General features: G+C 69.7%; 20 protein-coding genes and 1 pseudogene. 11 read left to right on the top strand and 10 right to left on the bottom strand.

What is annotated here, in order from left to right; all coding sequences use genetic code 11:
- Positions 1–12 precede the first annotated feature (12 nt).
- Both O2L01_RS10940 and O2L01_RS10935 read left to right on the top strand, forming a co-directional pair.
- Positions 13–363 (top strand): FAS1-like dehydratase domain-containing protein, encoded by a 351-nt coding sequence (locus tag O2L01_RS10940; protein WP_270121965.1) that lies wholly within the window; start codon positions 13–15, stop codon positions 361–363.
- Positions 360–779: a MaoC/PaaZ C-terminal domain-containing protein gene (locus tag O2L01_RS10935; RefSeq protein ID WP_270121964.1), complete on the top strand. Its 420-nt coding sequence runs from the start codon at positions 360–362 to the stop codon at positions 777–779. Before O2L01_RS10940 ends, O2L01_RS10935 begins: the two co-directional genes overlap by 4 nt.
- A 75-nt stretch (positions 780–854) precedes the next feature.
- On the opposite strand, the pseudogene O2L01_RS10930 reads toward O2L01_RS10935, so the two are convergent.
- Positions 855–1,697: pseudogene (locus O2L01_RS10930) on the bottom strand (3-hydroxyacyl-CoA dehydrogenase family protein); the annotation flags it as partial.
- 24 nt (positions 1,698–1,721) lie between these two features.
- Here O2L01_RS10930 and O2L01_RS10925 point away from each other — a divergent pair.
- The 9 genes from O2L01_RS10925 (at position 1,722) to O2L01_RS10885 (ending at position 11,083) form a co-directional block, all read left to right on the top strand.
- Positions 1,722–2,303 carry a cob(I)yrinic acid a,c-diamide adenosyltransferase gene (locus tag O2L01_RS10925; protein ID WP_270122126.1) on the top strand — a complete coding sequence of 194 codons (582 nt, stop codon included), beginning with the start codon at positions 1,722–1,724 and terminating at the stop codon, positions 2,301–2,303.
- Between the two features lie 168 nt (positions 2,304–2,471).
- The gene (locus tag O2L01_RS10920; protein ID WP_270121963.1) at positions 2,472–3,470 is read left to right on the top strand and encodes an ABC transporter substrate-binding protein; all 999 of its coding nucleotides are present in this window, start codon (positions 2,472–2,474) and stop codon (positions 3,468–3,470) included.
- Positions 3,471–3,564: 94 nt separating this feature from the next.
- Complete coding sequence (locus tag O2L01_RS10915) at positions 3,565–5,085, top strand: sugar ABC transporter ATP-binding protein (RefSeq protein ID WP_270121962.1); 1,521 nt, start codon at positions 3,565–3,567, stop codon at positions 5,083–5,085.
- Positions 5,078–6,154 carry an ABC transporter permease gene (locus tag O2L01_RS10910; protein ID WP_270121961.1) on the top strand — a complete coding sequence of 359 codons (1,077 nt, stop codon included), beginning with the start codon at positions 5,078–5,080 and terminating at the stop codon, positions 6,152–6,154. Before O2L01_RS10915 ends, O2L01_RS10910 begins: the two co-directional genes overlap by 8 nt.
- Complete coding sequence (locus O2L01_RS10905; protein WP_270121960.1) at positions 6,151–7,179, top strand: ABC transporter permease subunit; 1,029 nt, start codon at positions 6,151–6,153, stop codon at positions 7,177–7,179. Before O2L01_RS10910 ends, O2L01_RS10905 begins: the two co-directional genes overlap by 4 nt.
- Positions 7,180–7,312: 133 nt before the next feature.
- Positions 7,313–8,269 (top strand): ABC transporter ATP-binding protein, encoded by a 957-nt coding sequence (locus O2L01_RS10900; protein WP_270121959.1) that lies wholly within the window; start codon positions 7,313–7,315, stop codon positions 8,267–8,269.
- Positions 8,266–9,117: an ABC transporter permease gene (locus tag O2L01_RS10895; RefSeq protein ID WP_270121958.1), complete on the top strand. Its 852-nt coding sequence runs from the start codon at positions 8,266–8,268 to the stop codon at positions 9,115–9,117. Before O2L01_RS10900 ends, O2L01_RS10895 begins: the two co-directional genes overlap by 4 nt.
- 7 nt (positions 9,118–9,124) lie before the next feature.
- Positions 9,125–9,352, top strand: coding sequence for a helix-turn-helix transcriptional regulator (locus O2L01_RS10890; RefSeq protein WP_270121957.1), 228 nt, complete (start codon positions 9,125–9,127; stop codon positions 9,350–9,352).
- A 219-nt stretch (positions 9,353–9,571) separates the two neighbouring features.
- Entirely contained in the window at positions 9,572–11,083 is a 1,512-nt protein-coding gene (locus tag O2L01_RS10885) for an alkaline phosphatase D family protein (protein ID WP_270121956.1), read from the top strand.
- A gap of 45 nt (positions 11,084–11,128) precedes the next feature.
- On the opposite strand, the gene O2L01_RS10880 is transcribed toward O2L01_RS10885, so the two are convergent.
- From O2L01_RS10880 to O2L01_RS10840, 9 genes are all read right to left on the bottom strand, one after another.
- Positions 11,129–12,364 carry a serine hydrolase domain-containing protein gene (locus O2L01_RS10880; RefSeq protein WP_270121955.1) on the bottom strand — a complete coding sequence of 412 codons (1,236 nt, stop codon included), beginning with the start codon at positions 12,362–12,364 and terminating at the stop codon, positions 11,129–11,131.
- A 117-nt stretch (positions 12,365–12,481) separates the two neighbouring features.
- The gene (locus O2L01_RS10875) at positions 12,482–12,919 is read right to left on the bottom strand and encodes a DUF2550 domain-containing protein (RefSeq protein ID WP_270121954.1); all 438 of its coding nucleotides are present in this window, start codon (positions 12,917–12,919) and stop codon (positions 12,482–12,484) included.
- 3 nt (positions 12,920–12,922) lie between these two features.
- Positions 12,923–13,204: a F0F1 ATP synthase subunit epsilon gene (locus O2L01_RS10870; RefSeq protein WP_270121953.1), complete on the bottom strand. Its 282-nt coding sequence runs from the start codon at positions 13,202–13,204 to the stop codon at positions 12,923–12,925.
- 193 nt (positions 13,205–13,397) lie between these two features.
- Positions 13,398–14,075, bottom strand: coding sequence for a Crp/Fnr family transcriptional regulator (locus tag O2L01_RS10865; RefSeq protein ID WP_030144656.1), 678 nt, complete (start codon positions 14,073–14,075; stop codon positions 13,398–13,400).
- Positions 14,076–14,380: 305 nt separating this feature from the next.
- The gene (locus tag O2L01_RS10860; RefSeq protein WP_270121952.1) at positions 14,381–15,577 is read right to left on the bottom strand and encodes a MarP family serine protease; all 1,197 of its coding nucleotides are present in this window, start codon (positions 15,575–15,577) and stop codon (positions 14,381–14,383) included.
- Between the two features lie 11 nt (positions 15,578–15,588).
- The gene (locus O2L01_RS10855; protein ID WP_270121951.1) at positions 15,589–16,236 is read right to left on the bottom strand and encodes an NUDIX hydrolase; all 648 of its coding nucleotides are present in this window, start codon (positions 16,234–16,236) and stop codon (positions 15,589–15,591) included.
- Positions 16,233–16,793, bottom strand: coding sequence for a TlpA family protein disulfide reductase (locus O2L01_RS10850; protein WP_270121950.1), 561 nt, complete (start codon positions 16,791–16,793; stop codon positions 16,233–16,235). The genes O2L01_RS10855 and O2L01_RS10850 overlap by 4 nt, the downstream gene beginning before the upstream one ends.
- Positions 16,790–17,554 (bottom strand): endonuclease III, encoded by a 765-nt coding sequence (gene nth, locus O2L01_RS10845; RefSeq protein WP_270121949.1) that lies wholly within the window; start codon positions 17,552–17,554, stop codon positions 16,790–16,792. Before nth ends, O2L01_RS10850 begins: the two co-directional genes overlap by 4 nt.
- Positions 17,551–18,603, bottom strand: coding sequence for a S8 family serine peptidase (locus tag O2L01_RS10840; RefSeq protein WP_270121948.1), 1,053 nt, complete (start codon positions 18,601–18,603; stop codon positions 17,551–17,553). The genes nth and O2L01_RS10840 overlap by 4 nt, the downstream gene beginning before the upstream one ends.
- Positions 18,604–18,794 lie beyond the last annotated feature (191 nt).

Below are 18,794 nucleotides of genomic sequence, written 5' to 3'. Positions count from 1 at the left end.
CCCACTGAACCCGTGGTCATCACCGCGGATGCGGTGACCCGTTTCGCCCAGGCCCTCGGCCTGGACGACGACGGAACGGTTCCGCCTACGTTCTTGATATCGCTCACGCTGCCCGCGGCGGAGCGGCTCATCGACGACCCCGACTTCGGGCTCGACTGGAGCCGCGTCCTGCACCGCGAGCAGCGTTTCGCGTACCACCGCGAGCTGCGGGCCGGTGCGGCGGTGACGTGCGCCTCGACCATCGAGTCGATCAAGTCCGTCGCCGGGAACGACCTCCTCGCGCTGCGCACCGACGTCGCCGACGGCGACGGCCTGGCTGCCGAGGTGTGGACCACCCTCTTCGTGGCGGGGGACGCGGCATGAGCCTCACCGGACTCGAAGCGGGCCAGACCGTGTTCACCTCGGCGTTCGCCGTCACGCGGGCCGACCTCGTGGCCTACGCCGACGCCTCCGGGGACCAGAACCCGATCCACCAGGACGAAGCCGCGGCCAAGGCCGCCGGACTCCCTGACGTGATCGCCCACGGCATGTACACGATGGGCCTCGTCTCCCGCGCGGTGCGCGAGTGGAGCAGGGGCGCCGGGCTCGACGCGACCCTCACCGACTTTTCGGCGCGCTTCGCGAAGCCCGTCGTGGTGCCCGCCGACGGCGGTGCCGAAGTGGTCGTGGAAGGCAAGATCCGCAAGCTCGACGCGACCTCGGTCGAACTGGCGATGACCGTCACGAGCGGCGGCGAGAAGGTGCTCGCGCCGGCGCGTGCGACCCTCGTGGTGAAGTAGCAGACAGCGAAGAACGGCGCGGACCTCCTGGTCCGCGCCGTTTCGCTGTATCCACAGGGCTGTGGATAACTCGCTGTAGTCGAAGAATCCCTTGCCGCTCTTGCGGCCGATCTCGCCGGCCGCGACGAGGCGGCGCAGGAGCGCGGGCGGGAAGAACTTCGGGTCCGCGGTGTCCTCGTAGATGTTCTCGGTGGCGTGCGTGATCACGTCGATCCCGGTGAGGTCGGCCGTGGCGAGCGGGCCCATCGGGTGGCCGAAGCCGAGCCGGCAGGCGGTGTCGAGGTCCTCGGCGGAGATCACGCCGTCCTCCACGAGCCGGGCCGCCTCGTTCACGAACGCGCAGATGAGGCGGGTGGTCGCGAACCCGGCGACGTCGCGGTTGACGACCACGCAGGTCTTCCCGGCGGACTCGGCGAAGCGGCGCGCGGTGTCGAGCGCCTCGTCGCTGGTGTGGATGCCGCGCACGAGCTCGCAGAGCTGCATCATCGGCACGGGCGAGAAGAAGTGGGTGCCCACGACCCGCTCGGGATGCGTTGCGGCGGCGGCGATCTCCGTGATCGGGATGGCAGAGGTGTTCGTCGCGAGGACGGTCTCCGGCGAGCAGATGCCCGAGAGCGTGCGGAAGACCTCCTGCTTGACCGCGAGACGCTCGAAGACCGCCTCGACGGCGATCCTCGACCCCGCGGCCTCGTCGAGGTCGGTGCTGACGGTGATGCGCGACTGCGCGGCCTCCGCGTCCTCCGCGGTGACCTTCTCCTTGGCGACGAAGCGGTCCAGCGAGCCGCGGATGGCGGCCCGTGCGCGCTCGAGCGCGCCCTTGTCCGTGTCGATCAACGTGACGTCCCAACCGCCCAGGCTCGTGACCTGCGCGATCCCGGAACCCATGAGTCCCGAACCGATTACCGTGACTTTTGCCATGGGGCGAGGCTATATGGTCGGTGCATGGCGGTCAATCTCACCAGGATTTATACGAAGACCGGCGACGACGGCACGACCGGCCTCGCCGACTTCTCGCGCGTTCCCAAGACGCACGTCCGGCTCGCGGCCTACGGCGACGTGGACGAGGCGAACGCCGTCATCGGCGCCGCCCTGGCGCTCCAGACGGGCGAGATCGGGGAACGGGAGCGGGAGGTCCTGCTCGCGGTCCAGAACGACCTGTTCGACGTCGGCGCGGACCTCTCGACGCCCGTGTCCGAAAACCCCAAGTATCCGCCGCTGCGGATCGACGAGTCCTATGTGACCCGGCTCGAGGGCTGGATCGACGAGGCCAACGCGGACCTGGAGGCGCTGCGGTCCTTCATTCTGCGCGGCGGCACCCCGGGCGCGGCCCTGCTGCACCAGGCGTGCACGGTGGCGCGGCGGGCCGAGCGGAACGTGTGGGCGCTCCTCGAGGCCGAGCCGGACACGACGCACGCGGTCCCGGTCACGTACTTGAACCGGCTCTCGGACCTGCTGTTCGTGCTGGCTCGGAAAGCGAACCCGGGCGGCGACGTGTTGTGGAAACCACGCGGCTCACAGGCTTGAAAACGCTATCTACCTTGGCTTTTCTCGCATCGTGTTGCTGAATCGTTACGCCTTTACAGCTCCTTTACGGGTTGACGAGAGCGGTAACACAGGTGAGGATATGAGCGGTAACATGCACGCGCGCAAATATCGAAAACCCTCGTAACAACCCTTTGAAAGGCGACCCCCATGAAACGACGGTCTCTTGCCGGCATCGGCGCCGGCGCCGGCGCAGCCCTCTTCACCCTCTCCGCGTGCGGCGAGGACTCCGGCGGTGATGGCAACGGCGGCGGCGGTGACGGGTACGTCATCGGCTTCTCGCAGGTCGGTGCCGAATCCGCTTGGCGCACCGCCAACTCCAAGTCCGTCCAGGACGCCGCCGCGGCGGACGACCGCATCACCGAGCTCAAGTTCGACGACGGCCAGCAGGACCAGGAGAAGCAGATCGCCGCGGTCCGCTCCTTCATCAACCAGGCCGTCGACGCGATCGTGATCGCCCCGGTGGTCGAGACCGGCTGGACCGACGTGCTCACCGAGGCCTCGGACGCCGGCATCCCGGTCGTGCTCGCCGACCGCGGCGTCGAAGCCGCCGACGAGGACCTCTACGTGACCCGACTCGGCTCGGACTTCGAGGCCGAGGGCCGCTCCGCCGGCGAGTGGGCCGCGACGACGTTCGCGACCACCCCGGACTTCAAGATCCTGGAGCTCACCGGCACCACCGGCTCGGCCCCCGCGAACGACCGCAAGGCCGGGTTCTTCGCCGTCCTCGACGAGAAGGGCGTGGCGTACACGCTCGTCGACTCCCAGACCGGCAACTTCACCGCCGAAGAGGGCAAGGCGACGATGGAGACCTTCATCACGACCCACGGTCTCGACGGCATCCAGCTGCTGTACGCGCACAACGACGAAATGGGCCTCGGCGCCATCCAGGCGATCGAAGAGTCCGGCAAGGCCCCCGGCACCGACATCCAGATCATCATCGTGGACGGCTCCAAGGCCGGTTTCCAGGCCGGTGTCGACGGCAAGGTCAACTACATCGTCGAGTGCAACCCGGCCTTCGGCGAGCAGCTCATGGACGTCGTGGTCGACGTCATCGAGGGCGGCAGCCCCGAGAAGTTCACGCCGGTCGAGGAAGGCGTCTTCGGCCCCGACCAGTTCGAGGCCGAGCTTCCGAACCGTCAGTTCTAACGTCCCGCAAAGGCACCGCGTCGCCGCTCAGGATCCCTCGCCCTGGGCGGCGGCGCCGACCCCCAGAGTCCGCTCCTAACAAAGGACGAGTCCCATGTCCGCTGCCCTGGTCTCGATGACCGGCATCGTGAAGGACTTCACCGGCGTCCGCGCCCTCGACGGCGTCGACTTCACCCTCAGGCCCGGCGAGATCCACGCCGTCATGGGTGAGAACGGCGCCGGGAAGTCCACACTCATCAAGGTCCTCACGGGCGTGCACGCGCACGACGCGGGGGAGATCCTGCTCGACGGGAAGCCCGTCCGGTTCAACAGCCCGGGCGCGGCCCAGGCCGCCGGCATCGCCACGGTCTACCAGGAGGTGAACCTGACCGAGAACCTCTCGGTCGCGGAGAACCTCCTCGCCGGGCGCGAACCGCGCCTCGGTCCGTTCATCAACTTCAGGGCCATGCGCCGCAAGGCGAAAGCGCTCCTCGACGACCTCGGCATCGACCTCAACGTGGCCGCGCCGCTGTCGTCGTACTCGATCGCGATGCAGCAGCTCGTGGCGATCGCCCGGGCCGTGGACATCGACGCGAAGGTGCTCATCCTCGACGAGCCGACCTCCTCGCTCGACCGCGACGAGGTCGCCGTCCTCCTGGGGCTCATGCGCCGCCTCGCCGCCGAGCGGGGCACCGCGATGGTGTTCATCTCGCACTTCCTCGAGCAGGTCTACGACATCTGCGACCGGATGACGGTGCTGCGCAACGGGAAGCTCGTGGGCGAATGGGCCACCGCGGACCTGCCCGAGAGCGAGCTCATCGGGCACATGCTCGGCCGCGAAGCGGCCGCACTGGAGCAGCTGGAGCGGTCGGTGGCCGGTCACGAGGTCGCCGACGAGGCGCCGCTGCTGAGCGCGAAGGGCTTGGGCCGCAAGGGCTCCATCGCCCCGTACGACCTCGACGTGCGCCGCGGCGAGGTGGTCGGCCTGGCCGGGCTCCTCGGCTCGGGCCGGACCGAGACCGTGCGGCTCATCGCCGGCGCGGACCGGGCCGACTCGGGTTCGCTCAGCTTCGACGGCGCGAAGGTCGCCGGCCACAACCCGCGGACCGCCGCCGCGCGCGGCATCGCGTTCTGCCCCGAGAACCGCAAGACCGAGGGGCTCGTCGGGGACCTCACCGTCGCCGAGAACATGATCCTCGCGATGCAGGCCGCGCGCGGCTGGGCCCGCACGATCCCGCAGTCCCAGCGGAACAGGGTCGTCGCGGAGTTCATCGACAAGCTCGGCATCCGTCCCGGCGACCCGGACATGCCGGTGAAGAACCTGTCGGGCGGCAACCAGCAGAAGGTGCTGCTCGCCCGGTGGATGCTCATCGAGCCGAAGCTGCTCATCCTCGACGAGCCGACCCGCGGCATCGACGTGGGCGCCAAGGCGGACATCCAGAAGCTCGTCGCCGAACTCTCGGGCGAGGGGATGGCCGTGCTGTTCGTCTCCGCCGAGCTCGACGAGGTCACCCGCCTCTCCGACCGGATCGCGGTGCTGCGCGACCGGGAACTCATCAGCGTGCTCGAATCCGAGGCAGACATGACGACCGAACGCATCGTCGACACGATCGTGGCCGGAGGCGGCAGTGAATAACGCGCTCAACCGCGTCCTCGCGAACCAGTACGCGCGCCGCCTCATGTGGCCGGTGCTCGTGCTGCTCGTGCTCATCGCGGTCAACATCGCCGTCACCGGCTTCGACTTCATCTGGCCGCACGTGAGCGACGGGCGCCTCTCCGGGGCGTTCGTGAACATCCTGCGCCGCTCGGCGCCGCTGCTGCTCATCGCGCTCGGCATGACGCTCGTCATCGCCACCAAGGGCATCGACCTCTCCGTCGGCGCGGTCTACGCGATCGGCGCGGCCATCGCGTGCCAGACGATCATCGACGGCACGGACCAGTCCGCGGCCGGGCTGATCTTCCGGGCCGTCGCGATCGCGCTCGTCGCCACCGCCGTCATCGGCGCGTGGAACGGGACCATGGTGGCGTACTTCGGGATCCAGCCGATCGTCGCCACCTTGATCCTCATGATCGCCGGGCGCGGCATCGCGCAGCTCGTCACCGGCGGGCAGATCCCGAAGGTCCAGGACTCCAGCCCGTTCACCGAGCTCGGGCGCGGCGAGATCCTCACGGTCCCCGTGCCGATCTGGATCGCCGCGGCCGTGTTCGCGGCGCTCGTGCTCCTCACCCGCCGGACCGCGCTGGGCATGCTGCTCGAAGCGGTCGGCGGCAACCCCGAGGCGAGCCGCCTGGCGGGCATCCGGTCCAAGGGCATCACCGTCCTGGTGTACCTCGTGTGCGGGCTCTGCGCGGGCCTCGCCGGGCTCATCGGCGCGGCGAACCTCGGCAGCGCCGACGCGAACAACGGCGGCCTGTGGATCGAGCTCGACGCGATCCTCGCGGTCGTCATCGGCGGCACCTCGCTGCTCGGCGGCCGGTTCTACCTGCTGGGCACCGCGATCGGCGTGGTCATCATCGGGACGCTCGGCGACACGATCATCAACATCGGGCTCTCCGACCAGTGGCAGTTCACCGTGAAGGCCATCGTGGTGTTCATCGTGGCGCTGCTGCAGAGCCCCGAGTTCCGGGCCTGGGTGTTCAAGCCGTTCAAACGCAGACCCGCCGCCCCGGCGGCCGCGCCCGCCGAGGAGGTCCTGGCCAAATGAGCACGCAAACGCTGACCGAGCGCCCCGCGCGCTCCACGCTGTTCGACGGCATGACCCGGTACATCCCGATCGGCGCCACGGTGGCGCTCCTGCTCGCCCTGTACTTCGGCGGCGTCGCGAACTACCGCAACTTCGACAAGCCGCAGGTCATCGCGAACCTGTTCATCGACAACGCGCCGCTCCTGGTGATCGCGGTCGGCATGACCTTCGTGATCCTCTCCGGCGGCATCGACCTCTCGGTCGGCTCGGTGATGGCGTTCTCGACCATGACCTGCGCCTGGCTCACGGTCGAGGCCGGGCTCAGCGCGCCGCTCGTGGTCGCCCTCGTGCTCGTGTTCGGCACCGGGTGGGGCCTGCTCATCGGCGCGGTGATCCACTACTTCAACGTGCAGCCGTTCATCGCGACCCTGGTGGGGCTGTTCCTGTTCCGCGGCCTCACGCTGCAGATCTCCACCAGCGACATGTCGATGCGCGAGGTGAAGTTCTTCCAGTGGGGGATGACGCACGTCGAGGTCGGCGGCGGGATCCGCCAGGGCGGGTTCTGGCTGCCGTACCTGTCGTTCGCGGCGATCGCGGTCGTCGCCGTGGCGTTCGTGGTCCTCCACTACACGCGCTTCGGACGCGGCGTGTACGCCGTGGGCGGCAACGAGCAGTCCGCGCTCCTCATGGGGCTTCCGGTGGCGCGCACCAAGATCGGCGTGTACGTCGTGAGCGGGTTCTGCGCGTCCCTCGCCGGGGTCCTGGCCGCGTTCGCGACCAAGAGCGCCGACCCGCTCCGGCACGTCGGCGCCGAGCTCGACGCCATCGCGGCCGTCGTCATCGGCGGCACGCTGCTCACCGGCGGCGCCGGATTCGTCCTCGGCACGCTCGCGGGCGTCATGGTGTGGGGCCTGCTCAACACCCTCATCCAGTTCCAGGGGAACCTCTCCTCCTGGTGGGCGCGCATCGTCATGGGCGTCCTGCTGCTCGCGTTCATCCTGCTGCAGCGGGGCCTCGCCCGCTCGGGCGAGAAGCGCCGAACCTAGTCCACTCTCTCCGCACCGCGAGGGCCGTCCACCATCGGTGGGCGGCCCTCGTCGTTATACGGGTTGGCGGAGAGCCATGACGAGATGTAGTATGTGTGCTATCGATGAACGAACTGCTACTGCGGAGATGATCATGGGACACCCCCCGGCTTACGACGGGCCCGCCATCGCCGTGTCCGACCTGCGGATGCGTTACGGCGACAAGGACGTGCTCACCGGACTCGACCTCGAGATCGAGCCCGGCGGCGTGACCGCGCTGCTCGGGCCGAACGGCGCCGGCAAGACCACCACCATCGAGATCCTCGAAGGCTTCCGCGGCCGCTCCGACGGCGAGGTGAGCGTCCTCGGCGTCGACCCTGCCCGCGGAGACGAGGCCTGGCGCGCCCGGCTCGGCGTGGTCCTCCAGGAATGGCGCGACAACGGCAAGTGGAAGGTGCGCGACATCGTCGGCCACTTCGCCGAGTACTACCGGCCCTACACGGAGCCTTGGGGCGCAGGGGAACTGCTCGAGATGGTCGGCCTCACCGCGCAGGCCGGGCAGCGGATCCAGACCCTCTCGGGCGGGCAGCGCCGCCGCCTCGACGTCGCCCTCGGCATCATCGGGAAGCCCTCGCTGCTGTTCCTCGACGAGCCGACCACGGGCTTCGACCCGCACGCCCGCCGCGAGTTCCACGAGCTCATCCACCGGCTCACCGACCTCGACGGCACCACGATCCTGCTGACCACGCACGACCTCGACGAGGCCGAGAAGCTGGCCGAGCGGATCGTCATCCTCGCCGGCGGGCGGATCATCGCGGACGGCTCGCCCGACCAGCTGGCCCGCGCGGCCGCGACCACCGCCGAAGTGAAGTGGATCCAGGAGGGGCAGTTGCAGATCCACGCGACCGAGGACGCCACCGACTTCGTGCGCAAGCTCCTCGCCACGGACGACGGCAAGGTCACCGAGCTCGAGATCCACCGCGCCAGCCTCGAGGACGCCTACCTCGAACTGGTCGCCAAGTTCGAGGCCGGCCAGGCCGCGACCGCCGTCGACACCTTCCTCGCCAAGTTATGGCTCGCAAGCTTCGCCAAGAGAGAGGCCACCCGATGAGCACCAACACCCTCCACGAGTACCGCACCGGCTGGAAGCGCGCCCTGATCCAGACCAAGATCTCGCTCACCTCTCCTGGGGACCTCCTCGGGTTCCTCATGCCGACCGCGATTGCGGTCGTCGTGCTGCTGTTCATGCAGAAGGCCGACTTCGAAGGGGCCCCGGTCTCGTTGGGCTCCATGAACATGCCGAGCCTCATCGGCATGAACGTGGTCTTCGGCGGCATCATGGGCATGGTCGGCTCGCTCGCGATGGACCGCACCAACGGCACGCTCCTGCGCGCCAAGTCGATGCCCGGCGGCATGACCGGCTACCTCGTCGGGCACCTCGCGTCCACGGCGATCTTCACGACCATCATGGCGCTCGTGCTGCTCCTCGTCGGCCTGCCGCTGTTCGACGGCCTCGAGTTCGACAGCCCGGACCGGTGGCTGATCTTCATTTCCGTGCTGCTCATGGGGATCGTCGCGACCCTGCCGATCGGCGCGGTCCTCGGCGCGCTCCTCGACAACCCGCGCAACATGGGCCTCGTCATGTTCCCGATCATGGGCATGGTCGCGATCTCGGGGATCTTCTACCCGATCACCGCGCTGCCGACCTGGCTGCAGGGCATCGGGCAGGCGTTCCCGATGTACTGGATGGGCCTCGGGATGCGGCACGCGCTGCTCCCGGACTCCATGGCGGCCGTGGAGATCGGCGGCGAATGGCGCACCGTTACCATGTTCGCCGTGCTCGCGGTCTGGGCCGTGGTCTCGATGGCCTTGGCGCCCAGGCTGCTGCGGCGGATGTCGCGGCGCGAATCGGGTTCGGCCGTGGCGGCGCGCCGCGCCGACATGCAGAGGGACTGGTGATCGAGCCATGGCGGGGGACGAGGTCTACAACCGGATCGCGATGCTGCGCGCCGAACGGGGCGTCTCGCGGCGGCAGCTGGCCGACGCCCTCGGCGTCCACTACCAGACCGTCGGGTACCTCGAACGCGGCGAATACAGTCCGAGCCTCTACCTGGCCCTGAAACTCGCCGAGTACTTCGAAGTACCGGTGGAAGTCGTCTTCTCCACCAAGCCCTTCCCGCGCCTCGGCGCGTAGCGAAGGTCTTCCGCCCCGCTCCCCGGCAACACCACGGCGCCAGCCGGTCCGGGGAGCGGGGCTCCGGCCTGTCACGCCGCTGCAGGGCTCCTTCCGGTTGCTTCCCAAGGACCGGTGATCCTCCGGCGGGATCTGTTCATGTGCGTGTCGCTTCGCGGTCGTCCTCGGCTGATTGGGTGAGGCTGTCAGACACCGACCCCCACGCTTTTGGAGACGACAGTGCAGATTGCTCGTCGGCGGCTGCTGGCCGCCGGGGCCGGCGGCGCGATCCTTCTCGGGACTCCCGGGATCTCGTACGCCGCATCACGCCCGCAGCTCACCCACGGCGTCCAGTCCGGCGACGTCACTGCGCAAGGCGCGGTCCTCTGGACCCGCGCGGACCGCGGCTCGCAGATGCGTGTCGAACTCGCGACCCGCCCGGACTTCAAGCACGCCCGCCGCATCGACGGCCCGGCGCTCACCGAGGCCGCGGACTTCACCGGGAAGCTGCGGCTCAAGGGCCTGCGGCCCGGGCAGGAGTACCACTACCGGATCACCGCCGAAGGCGAGCGGGAGTCCGAGGCGCTCGAAGGCTCGTTCACCACGGCCGCATGCGAACCCGCGTCCATTACCTTCCAGTGGTCGGGCGACCTCGCCGGGCAGGGCTGGGGGATCAACCCCGACTTCGGCGGGTACCGGATCTTCCAGGCCATGGCCGACGCCGAACCGGACTTCTTCCTCTGCTCGGGCGACTTCGTGTACAGCGACGGGCCGCTCGTCGAGACCGTCGCCCTGCCGGACGGCACCACGTGGAAGAACACCGTCGTCGACGAGAAGCTGAAAGTCGCTGAGACGCTTGACGAGTACCGGGGCCAGTTCAAGTACAACCTGCTGGACGAGAACCTGCGGGCGTTCCTGGCGCGGGTGCCGATGGTGAACCAGTGGGACGACCACGAGGTGACCAACAACTGGTACCCCGGGGAGATCCTGGACCTGCCGCAGTACACGGAGAAGAACGTCGACGTGCTCGCCGCGCGGGCGCGGCAGGCGTTCGCGGAGTTCACGCCCGGCGGGTTCGGCGCTACCGACGCCGCGGGCCGCATCTACCGCAAGATCGCGTACGGACCGCTGCTGGACCTGTTCGTGCTGGACATGCGGACCTTCAAGAGCCCCAACCCGGACGCGGACGGCACCGGCGCCGGCGCGGTGCTCGGCGCCGAGCAGCTCGCATGGCTCAAGCGGGAACTGCGGCGGTCGAAGGCGACGTGGAAAGTGATCGCGGCGGACCTGCCGATCGGGCTCATCGTCGGCGACGGCACCGGCGCGCAGGAAGGCGTCGCGAACGGGCTCGCCGGCGCCCCCGGCGGGCGCGAGACCGAGATCGCGGACCTGCTCTCGTACGCGAAGCGCGAAGGCGTGCAGAACATGGTGTGGCTGACCGCCGACGTGCACTACACGGCGGCGCACCACTACAGCCCCGACCGCGCGGTGTTCCAGGACTTCGACCCGTTCTGGGAGTTCGTGTCCGGGCCGCTCAACGCGGGCGCGTTCGGGCCCAACAAGCTCGACGCGACCTTCGGCCCGGAAGCGGTGTTCGTGCAGGCGCCTCCGGCGGCCAACACGTCCCCGGCGGTCGGCTACCAGTTCTTCGGCGAAGTCGGCATCGACGCCGAGACCGAGATGCTCACCGTGTCCCTCAAGGACATCGACGGGAACACGCTGTACTCGAAGACCCTCGAACCGGCCGCTTAGCGGCGAACGGCCCGTGGGAGGCGACTCCCGCGGGCCTTCGTCGTGCTAGTCGAGGAACGTCAGGCCGTCGATCGACGCGGCGCGCACCGCGCCGTCCGGCATCTCGCCCGGGTCGACCCCGCACAGGCCCGCGACGAGCAGCGACCCGAGCGCCCAGTTGACCCCGGCAGGGTCGGACGTGCCGTGAACGTCGTCGACGTTCCAGGTGAAGGTCGCCTGGCGCTCGCCGTCGACCGAATGGAACGAGTACGTCTGGTGGCCGAGCCCGCCGCCGGTGTGCCCCACGAAGACCTCCTCGGGGTCGCCGGGGCAGCCGGGCGTGAACCCGATGAGCCCCAGCCCGTATCGCATCCCCTCGCCGGCGTCGACGAAATCGGTCATCTCCGCGAGCTCGGCGCCGGTCAGGAGCGTCCCGTCGAGGAGCGCGTCGTAGAAGTCGTTCACGTCCGCCGGGGTGGACATGACCCCGCCCGCGGCCCACATCTGGTTGTTCGAGAGCTTCGTGGTGTCGAAGTACGGGTCGGCCGGGTCGCCCGTCGTCATGTACGGGGTCATGTTGGCGCCGCGGATGCCGGACGTGCCGAGCTTCGGCAGGTACGTGTCGTCCAGGCCGGCCGGGTCGAAGATCCGGTCGTCGAGGACCTCGTCGAGGTCGTCGCCGGTGCGCTCCTCGACGAGGAGGCCGAGCGCCAGGTACCCGGTGTTGGAGTACGACCAGCCTTCACCGGGCGCGAACAGCTGCGGGCCCTGGGTGCCGAGGTCGACGAGTTCCTCAGGGCTGTAGTGGATCCGGTAGTTCGCGTACAGGTCGGCGAGGTCGCCTTCGAGGAGCGACGGGTACAGGTGCGCGAAGTAGTCGTCCAGGCCGCCCGTGTGCTGCATGACCTGCCGGACCGTCGGCTCGTCCTCGTAGGGGAGGAGCCCGGGCAGATAGTCGCTGAGCGGCCGGTCGAGGTCGACCTCCCCTTCGGACTGGAGCTGGAGGAGGACGGCGGCGACCATCGACTTGGTGAGGCTCGCGATGCGGACCCGGTCGTCGGTGTCGACCCGCCCGCCCGTGCCGTCGATGTTCCGGGGGCCGACGGCCTCGGACCAGACGTCGTCGCCGAGGCGGACCTCGGCGGTGACGGAGTGGTCGGCCGCGTCATAGAGCTCGCGGAGTTCCTTGTCCAGCAGCGCGTCGTCGAGGTCCTCGGACGGGGCGGCGCTGGCGGTGGCGGGGATCGCGAGGAGGGCGAGCGTCAGTGCGCTCGCGGCGGTGGTGGTGCGGTGTCGTGGCATGCCGCAACGCTAATGGCGCGGGAGGTGTCGAACCACCGCAGAACGGCGGAATTCTGGTTGCGCCGCAAGGAGGATCGCAAACGGGACGGCTCCTCCGAAAGGCGGAGGGGGCGCGGGTCAGTCGCGTCCGGAGTAGAACTCGGCGCCGGGCGGGGCGGCCTCGAGCCAGGAGAGGAAGCCGGTGACCGCGGAGGTGGTCATGGCGAGTTCGACTTCGCCGCGCGAGCTCTTGCAGCGGAGGATGGCGACTTCGGGGGGGAAGATCTGCGCTTCGGGGCCGGCCGGCTTGCGGCGCTCGGAGACCTGGACGTCGTGGCGCAGCAGCGAGTAGCGCGGCCCGAACGCGAGGGAGAACATGCGGTACCAGCGGAGGGTGCCGCTCTCGTAGACGGCGAAGCCGGGGGCCCAGCCGCGTCCTTCCATGTGCCGGGAGAGCCTGGCGGCCATGGCCACCGAGCCGGAGCGGGACAGGAAGGAGCGGCGGACGTACGTCAGCACCAGGAACACCGCGACGGACGCCGCCACTGCGGCGACGACGAGCAGTGCCTTCAGCATGGGCTACGCCGAAGCGGGGGCGACCGCCTCGGCGGTCTCGGCGAGGATGGTGACCCCGTCGGTGGTCACCGACAGGAAGCCGCCCTCGATCTTCCAGGCCAGTTCGCCGCCGTCGACCGGCTGCACCCGTACGGTGCTGTCGACGCGCAGCTCGCCGAGCAGCGGCTGGTGGTTCGGGAGGATGCCCAATTCGCCTTCGGTGGTGCGCGCGTACACGGCCTTGGCCGTGCCGGACCACACCTTCGAGTCGACTGCGACGACTTCGACGTTCAGTTGCCCTGCCACGACGCTCCTTCAGACTGCGGGATGGTTACCGGAAGTCTAGACGGGCATGTGCGCGAACGTCGAATCGGCCAAGGGGCGTGATCGGGAGATCACCCTGGGGACCTGTGGAAACAAGAAGACCCCCGGCAGGGCCGGGGGTCTTCTCGGCGAAGCTTGCGAGCCGTAAGTCGGCTCTGTAGTTCATCCTTGGGTGTTACACGCGGGCCCGGCGAGCCAACCGCTCGGGGTCCATGATGATGACGCTCTTGCCGTCGAGGCGCAGCCAGCCGCGGCCGGCGAAGTCGGCGAGGGCCTTGTTCACGGTCTCGCGGGAGGCGCCGACGAGCTGGGCCAGCTCCTCCTGCGTGAGGTCGTGGGTGACGCGCAGGACGCCGCCGTCGCGGGTGCCGAATCGGCTGGCCATGTGCAGGAGGGCCTTCGCGACGCGTCCGGGGACGTCGGTGAAGATGAGGTCCGCCATCGAGTCGTTGGTGCGACGCAGCCGGCGTGCTATCACCCGGAGCAGCTGCTCGGCGATCTCGGGCCGGTTGGCCAGCCAGGGGCGCAGCGCCGTCTTCGACAGGCGGGCCAGGCGGGTGTCGGTCAAGGCGGTGGCGGTGGCGGTGCGGGGACCGGGGTCGAACAGCGCGAGCTCGCCGACCATGTCGGACGGGCCCATGACCGCGATCAGGTTCTGGCGGCCGTCGGCCGAGCGGCGGCCGAGCTTCACCTTCCCGGACATGACGATGTACAGACTGTCACCCGGCTCGTTCTCGGTGAAGACGGTCTGGCCCTTGTTGACGTCGATGTACTCCATCTCTTTGATGAGCGACTCGACAGCTTCGGGGTCTACGCCCTTGAACAGGGCGGCCCTGGCCAATACATCTTCCATGTCCGTTCGCACCTTTCTTCAACGCACCGCTAGTGCAAGTACTGAGTCTATGCCTCTTGTCCGCATTGCGGGAGCGAGACCCCCGTAAATCCACATGCGCACCGTAGACGCCGAAATCGACATTCGTATCCGAATGAATGCGTTCCGTCGGTTCCGAGCGTCACCGCGAGAGACTCACCACGCCGTCTCAGCAGGGTATACGTTCCGGAATTCGGAAAGCGTCGACAGCGACCGGTACAGCCTACCTGCAATGTGACGCCACGCCCAGTATCAGGCAATGGCGTAATCCCACAGGAACCCACAGATCAGGTGCAGGATCCGGTGCCGACGGGTCCGTCGGCGGTGCGGCCCGCGTCCAGGACGGGCGCGGACTCGTCCATGGTGAGCGCGTAACCGGTCTCGGGATCGTCGACCGCGGCGGCGAAGATGACACCGATCACCTCGCCTTGCGGGTTGAGGAGCGGGCCGCCGGAATTGCCGCCGATGATGTGCGCGTAGAGCTGGTAGACCTCGCGGGTGACCGTGCCGGAGTCGTAGATGTCCGGGCCGGTGACGATGCGCGCTTCGCGGACGCGCGCGGCCGTCGCGGTGTAGGGGCCGCCGGCGGGGTAGCCGAGGACGATCGCGTCGTCCCCGGACGCGGCGGTCTCGGACTGGAGCGGGAGGGGCGCGGCGTCGAGCTCGGGGACGGAGAGGATCGCGAGGTCCTTCTCGGGTTCGAACACGATCACCTCGGCGTCGTAGAGGTCGCCGTCGGATTCGACCTGGACGTGGTCGGTGCCGGCGACGACGTGCGCGTTGGTGGCGACGAGCCCGTCGTCGTACACGAAGCTGGAGCCCTCGATCTGGCGGTCGCAGGAGGGCGCGGAGCCGTGGACCTTGAGGACCGAGTCCTCGGCGTTGACGACGACGCCGGAGGCGGCGAGCTCGGGGTCGGGCGGTTCGACCGAGCGGGCCTCGGTCGGGTCGAGCCCGGAGAACACGTCCGGCATCCCGGAGGTGTTGAGCGATTCGCGCATCGACTCGTAGACGCCTTTGACGGCTTCGGGCATGTACTCGTCGATGCCGCTGACGAGGCTCGAGTTGCGGACGGCGGAGGCGACGGCGGGCATCGAGGAGTTCGCGAGCGGCGCGGCCGCGACCCAGGTGACGAGGAGGACGGCGGCGACCGAGACGATCGGGCCGGCGAGGTGGTCGAGGCGCTTGGAGCCGTCGCGGCGCAGGCGCCTGCGGAGCCGGTACCCGAGGGAGGTGGCGATGGCCATGCCGCCCAAGGCGAGCGCGAAGACGACGAGGAGCGAGGCGATGAGCTTCGCGAGCGCCTCGGAGTAGAAGTCCGCGGCGAACGGGGCGATCTGGATGCCGAGGATCGCGCCGCCGAGGAAGCCGATGAAGGTGGTCGCGGAGGCGATGAACCCTTCGCGGTAGCCGTTGATGGCGAACAGGAGCGCCAGGAGCACGATCACGACATCGACGAGGAGTCCCGCACTGGTCGGTTCCACGAGGCCTCCGTTCAGTGCCGTTCGAGCTCCATCGTCCGGTCGGCGTTCCAGGGGCGGGCCCAGCCGCCCAGGTCCAGCAGCCACGACAGTACCCCGGCGGTGAACCCCCAAATCAAGGGCACGCCTTCGACCTGGAAGCCCGGTCCGCTGCGGCCCGAAGGGAAGGGGACCGTGCCGCGCGAGGCCGGGTCGGCCAGGAGCGCCAGCGGCACCTGGTGCGCGGCCGCCACTTCGGAGGCCGCCTGCGGGGCGACGAGGTGCGGGCGCGTCCACAGCGCGAGCACCGGCGTGACCGCGAAGCTGGACACGGGGATCCAGAGTTTCGGGAGGGACCGGCCGATGACGACCGTGTCCGGGTCGACGGCGAGTTCCTCGGCGGCCTCGCGCAGCGCGGTCGCCGCCGCGTCGGCGTCGCCTGGTTCGGTGCCGCCGCCGGGGAACGCGACCTCCCCCGGGTGGTGGCGCAGCGTCGCGGCCCGCTGCTGCAGCAGCACTGAGGGGCCGTCCTCGCCGTCCTTCAACAGCACCAGGACGGAGGCGGTGCGGGCGTCCGCCTCTTCATAGGGGAGCAGGTGGTCGGCGATGACGCGGCCGATCATCGGCGGCTTCGCCTCTCCGGCGGCCTTGAGCAGCGGCGGCCACCAGTCAGGGTTGGTCATGCGAGCTCCAGACCGAACGCGGACTCGGCGGTCTCGGTCAGGCTCTCCGCGGTGACGCCGGGTTCGGCGATGAGCTCGGCGACCGTGCCGTCCGGGTTCACGAACGCGACCCCCGGCAGGGCCGGGACGCCGAGGCCGATGCGAACGGCCTCATCGGGATCGGACACGGAAGGGAAGGTCATGCCGAAGTCCTCCGCGAACCAGCGGCCCTCCTTGCGCGTGTCGGCCGTGTCCACGCCGAGCACGTCGACCCGGTCGCCGTACTGCTGGAAGAACGCCTCGACCTCCGGGGCCTCGGCCTGGCACGGCCCGCACCACGACGCCCACAACACCACGACCAGGGGTTTCTCGCCGGGACCGATCACCGTGGAGGCCTCGTCCCCGAGGCAGTCGAGCTCGAGATCCCCGACGCCCTCGATCGGGGTCGCGCCCGAAGCGCACGCCACCGCCCACGTCGGGTCCTCCGTGCCCGGCACGGACGCGCCGGTCTCGGGGGACTCGTTCGTGCAGGCCGCCAGGAAGAACAGTGCCGCCGCAGCGGTCAGCACCCGCCTCATGCGCCCACCGCGTGCTCGATGCCCGCCAGCCGGATCAGCTCGTCCACGTTGTCGCCCTTGAGGAGCTTCGCCGCCTCGGCCGGGTCCGTCGGGCCCTCGCCGAACGAGGGGCACTGCGCCGCGAGCGTGCACGCCCCGCACGCCGGCTTCCGGGCGATGCACACGCGGCGGCCGTGGAAGATGATCCGGTGCGAGAACATCGTCCACTCGCGCGGCTCGATGAGCTTCTGCAGCTGGAACTCCAGCTTCACGGGGTCTTTGCCGTCGACCAGGCCGAGCCGGTTGGTGATCCGGATCATGTGCGTGTCGACCGTGATGCCCGGGACCCCGAACGCGTTGCCGCGGATGACGTTCGCCGTCTTCCGGCCGATCCCCGGCAGCTTCACCAGCGCCGCCATGTCCTCCGGCAGCATCCCGCCGTGGTCCTCGACCAAGGCCTTGCCCAGGCCGATGATCGACTTCGCCTTGTTCCGGTAGAACCCGGTGGGCCGGATGATCGCCTCGACCTCCTCCGGATTCGCCTCCGCGTAATCCGAGGCCCCGCGGTATTTCGCGAACAACGCCGGCGTCGTCAGGTTCACCCGCACATCCGTGCACTGCGCCGACAGGATCGTCGCGATCGCCAGCTCCAGGGGATTGGTGTAGTCGAGCTCGCAGTGCGCGTCCGGATGGGCCGCGGCCAAGAGGCGGTCGATCACACGGGCCCGGCGCTTCTTCGCCAGCTCACTCTCGGTGCCCTTGCGGGCGTCAGCGGCGGTCACCCCGCCATGGTACGCGGACGCGAAGGCAGCCGACCGCCTCGCCGCGAACCGCGCCCGCCGCGCAGCAGCAGCGCCGACACCCCGATCAGGCCGCCGCCCGCCGCCGTCGCGGCCGCACTCCACACCGGCGAGACGCCCGCCCCGACCGACTCCGGCGCCTCCGGCTCCACCTCCGCGGCCACCGCCGCCGCCACGTCCACGACCCCCGCGCCCAGCCCCGGGCCGCCGCCCGACGCCGTCGCCGTCAACGCCCGCCGCACCTGGTCCGCGCTCCACTCCGGATGCGCCGACCGCACCACCGCCGCCGCACCCGACACCACCGCCGACGCGAACGACGTCCCCGTCACCGACTTGTACCCACCGCCCGGCCGCGGGGCGTTCAGATTCGCGCCCGGCGCCGCCACATCCGTCTCCGCGCCCGTCACCGCCGTCTTCCAACGTTCCCCGTGCTCGTCCGCGCCCGTCACCGCCAGGACGTCCGACACCCGCGCCGGGAACCACACGTCCTCATCCGGCAGCTCCTCGTGCTGATTCCCCGTGCACGCCACGATCAGCACGTCGTGCTGCTCCGCGTACGCGATCGCCTCCGCGAACGGCGGCGAGTCGTAATGCCCCCCGAGCGAGAGGTTCACGACGTCCGCGCCGTTGTCCACCGCCCACTCCACCGCCGCGCCCACCATCGCCGAATCGTGGTACCGGTTCTCGTCGTCCAGCACCCGCACCGGCAGGATCTCCGCGTCCGGTGCCACCCCCGGGTGGCCCGACTCCACACTCCCCGCGATCAACCCCGCCACCGCCGTGCCGTGCCCCACCGGGTCCGCCTGCCCGAACGCCCGCTCGTAGACCGGCCCCGGATCCGAGCCGAACGCCAGCAGCCGCGGCTCCGCCCCCGGATCCACGTCCACGTAGCTCCGGCCCGGCAGCACCGACCCCTGCAGCGCCGGATGATCCGCGTCCACACCCGAATCCACCACCGCCACGGTCACACCCGCGCCCGTCGCCACCGGCCACGCCTCGGGCGCCCGCACCGCCGACAACTGCCAGGCCACAGGCGCGGACGCGCCCCCCGTGTGCGCGGAGAGCAAGAGCCCCAACAGCGTCGAGCACACACAGGCCAGAACGTACCTAGCAGAGCGGTCCCCCATCAGAACCGGATCGTTACACAGGGACAGGCCCACAGCGTGGGAATGACACACGTTCTCCTTTATGAATTCGTTATTCTCGCCCTACTGACGGAAAC

The sequence above is a fragment of the Glycomyces lechevalierae genome, assembly GCF_027622945.1.
Lineage (GTDB): Bacteria > Actinomycetota > Actinomycetes > Mycobacteriales > Micromonosporaceae > Glycomyces > Glycomyces rutgersensis.
Note: the sequence above shows the minus strand (reverse complement) of the source record. Positions and strands in the feature narration are given on the sequence as shown.

What these genes read in the sequence shown, in the direction of transcription:
- O2L01_RS10865 (WP_030144656.1), bottom strand. Translation starts at nt 14,075, where the DNA reads ATGGAAGATGTATTGGCCAGGGCCGCCCTGTTCAAGGGCGTAGACCCC.
- O2L01_RS10875 (WP_270121954.1), bottom strand. Translation starts at nt 12,919, where the DNA reads ATGCTGAAGGCACTGCTCGTCGTCGCCGCAGTGGCGGCGTCCGTCGCG.
- O2L01_RS10855 (WP_270121951.1), bottom strand. Translation starts at nt 16,236, where the DNA reads ATGACCAACCCTGACTGGTGGCCGCCGCTGCTCAAGGCCGCCGGAGAG.
- O2L01_RS10935 (WP_270121964.1), top strand. Translation starts at nt 360, where the DNA reads ATGAGCCTCACCGGACTCGAAGCGGGCCAGACCGTGTTCACCTCGGCG.
- O2L01_RS10900 (WP_270121959.1), top strand. Translation starts at nt 7,313, where the DNA reads ATGGGACACCCCCCGGCTTACGACGGGCCCGCCATCGCCGTGTCCGAC.
- O2L01_RS10895 (WP_270121958.1), top strand. Translation starts at nt 8,266, where the DNA reads ATGAGCACCAACACCCTCCACGAGTACCGCACCGGCTGGAAGCGCGCC.
- O2L01_RS10905 (WP_270121960.1), top strand. Translation starts at nt 6,151, where the DNA reads ATGAGCACGCAAACGCTGACCGAGCGCCCCGCGCGCTCCACGCTGTTC.
- O2L01_RS10915 (WP_270121962.1), top strand. Translation starts at nt 3,565, where the DNA reads ATGTCCGCTGCCCTGGTCTCGATGACCGGCATCGTGAAGGACTTCACC.
- O2L01_RS10880 (WP_270121955.1), bottom strand. Translation starts at nt 12,364, where the DNA reads ATGCCACGACACCGCACCACCACCGCCGCGAGCGCACTGACGCTCGCC.
- O2L01_RS10920 (WP_270121963.1), top strand. Translation starts at nt 2,472, where the DNA reads ATGAAACGACGGTCTCTTGCCGGCATCGGCGCCGGCGCCGGCGCAGCC.
- O2L01_RS10925 (WP_270122126.1), top strand. Translation starts at nt 1,722, where the DNA reads ATGGCGGTCAATCTCACCAGGATTTATACGAAGACCGGCGACGACGGC.
- O2L01_RS10890 (WP_270121957.1), top strand. Translation starts at nt 9,125, where the DNA reads ATGGCGGGGGACGAGGTCTACAACCGGATCGCGATGCTGCGCGCCGAA.
- O2L01_RS10850 (WP_270121950.1), bottom strand. Translation starts at nt 16,793, where the DNA reads ATGAGGCGGGTGCTGACCGCTGCGGCGGCACTGTTCTTCCTGGCGGCC.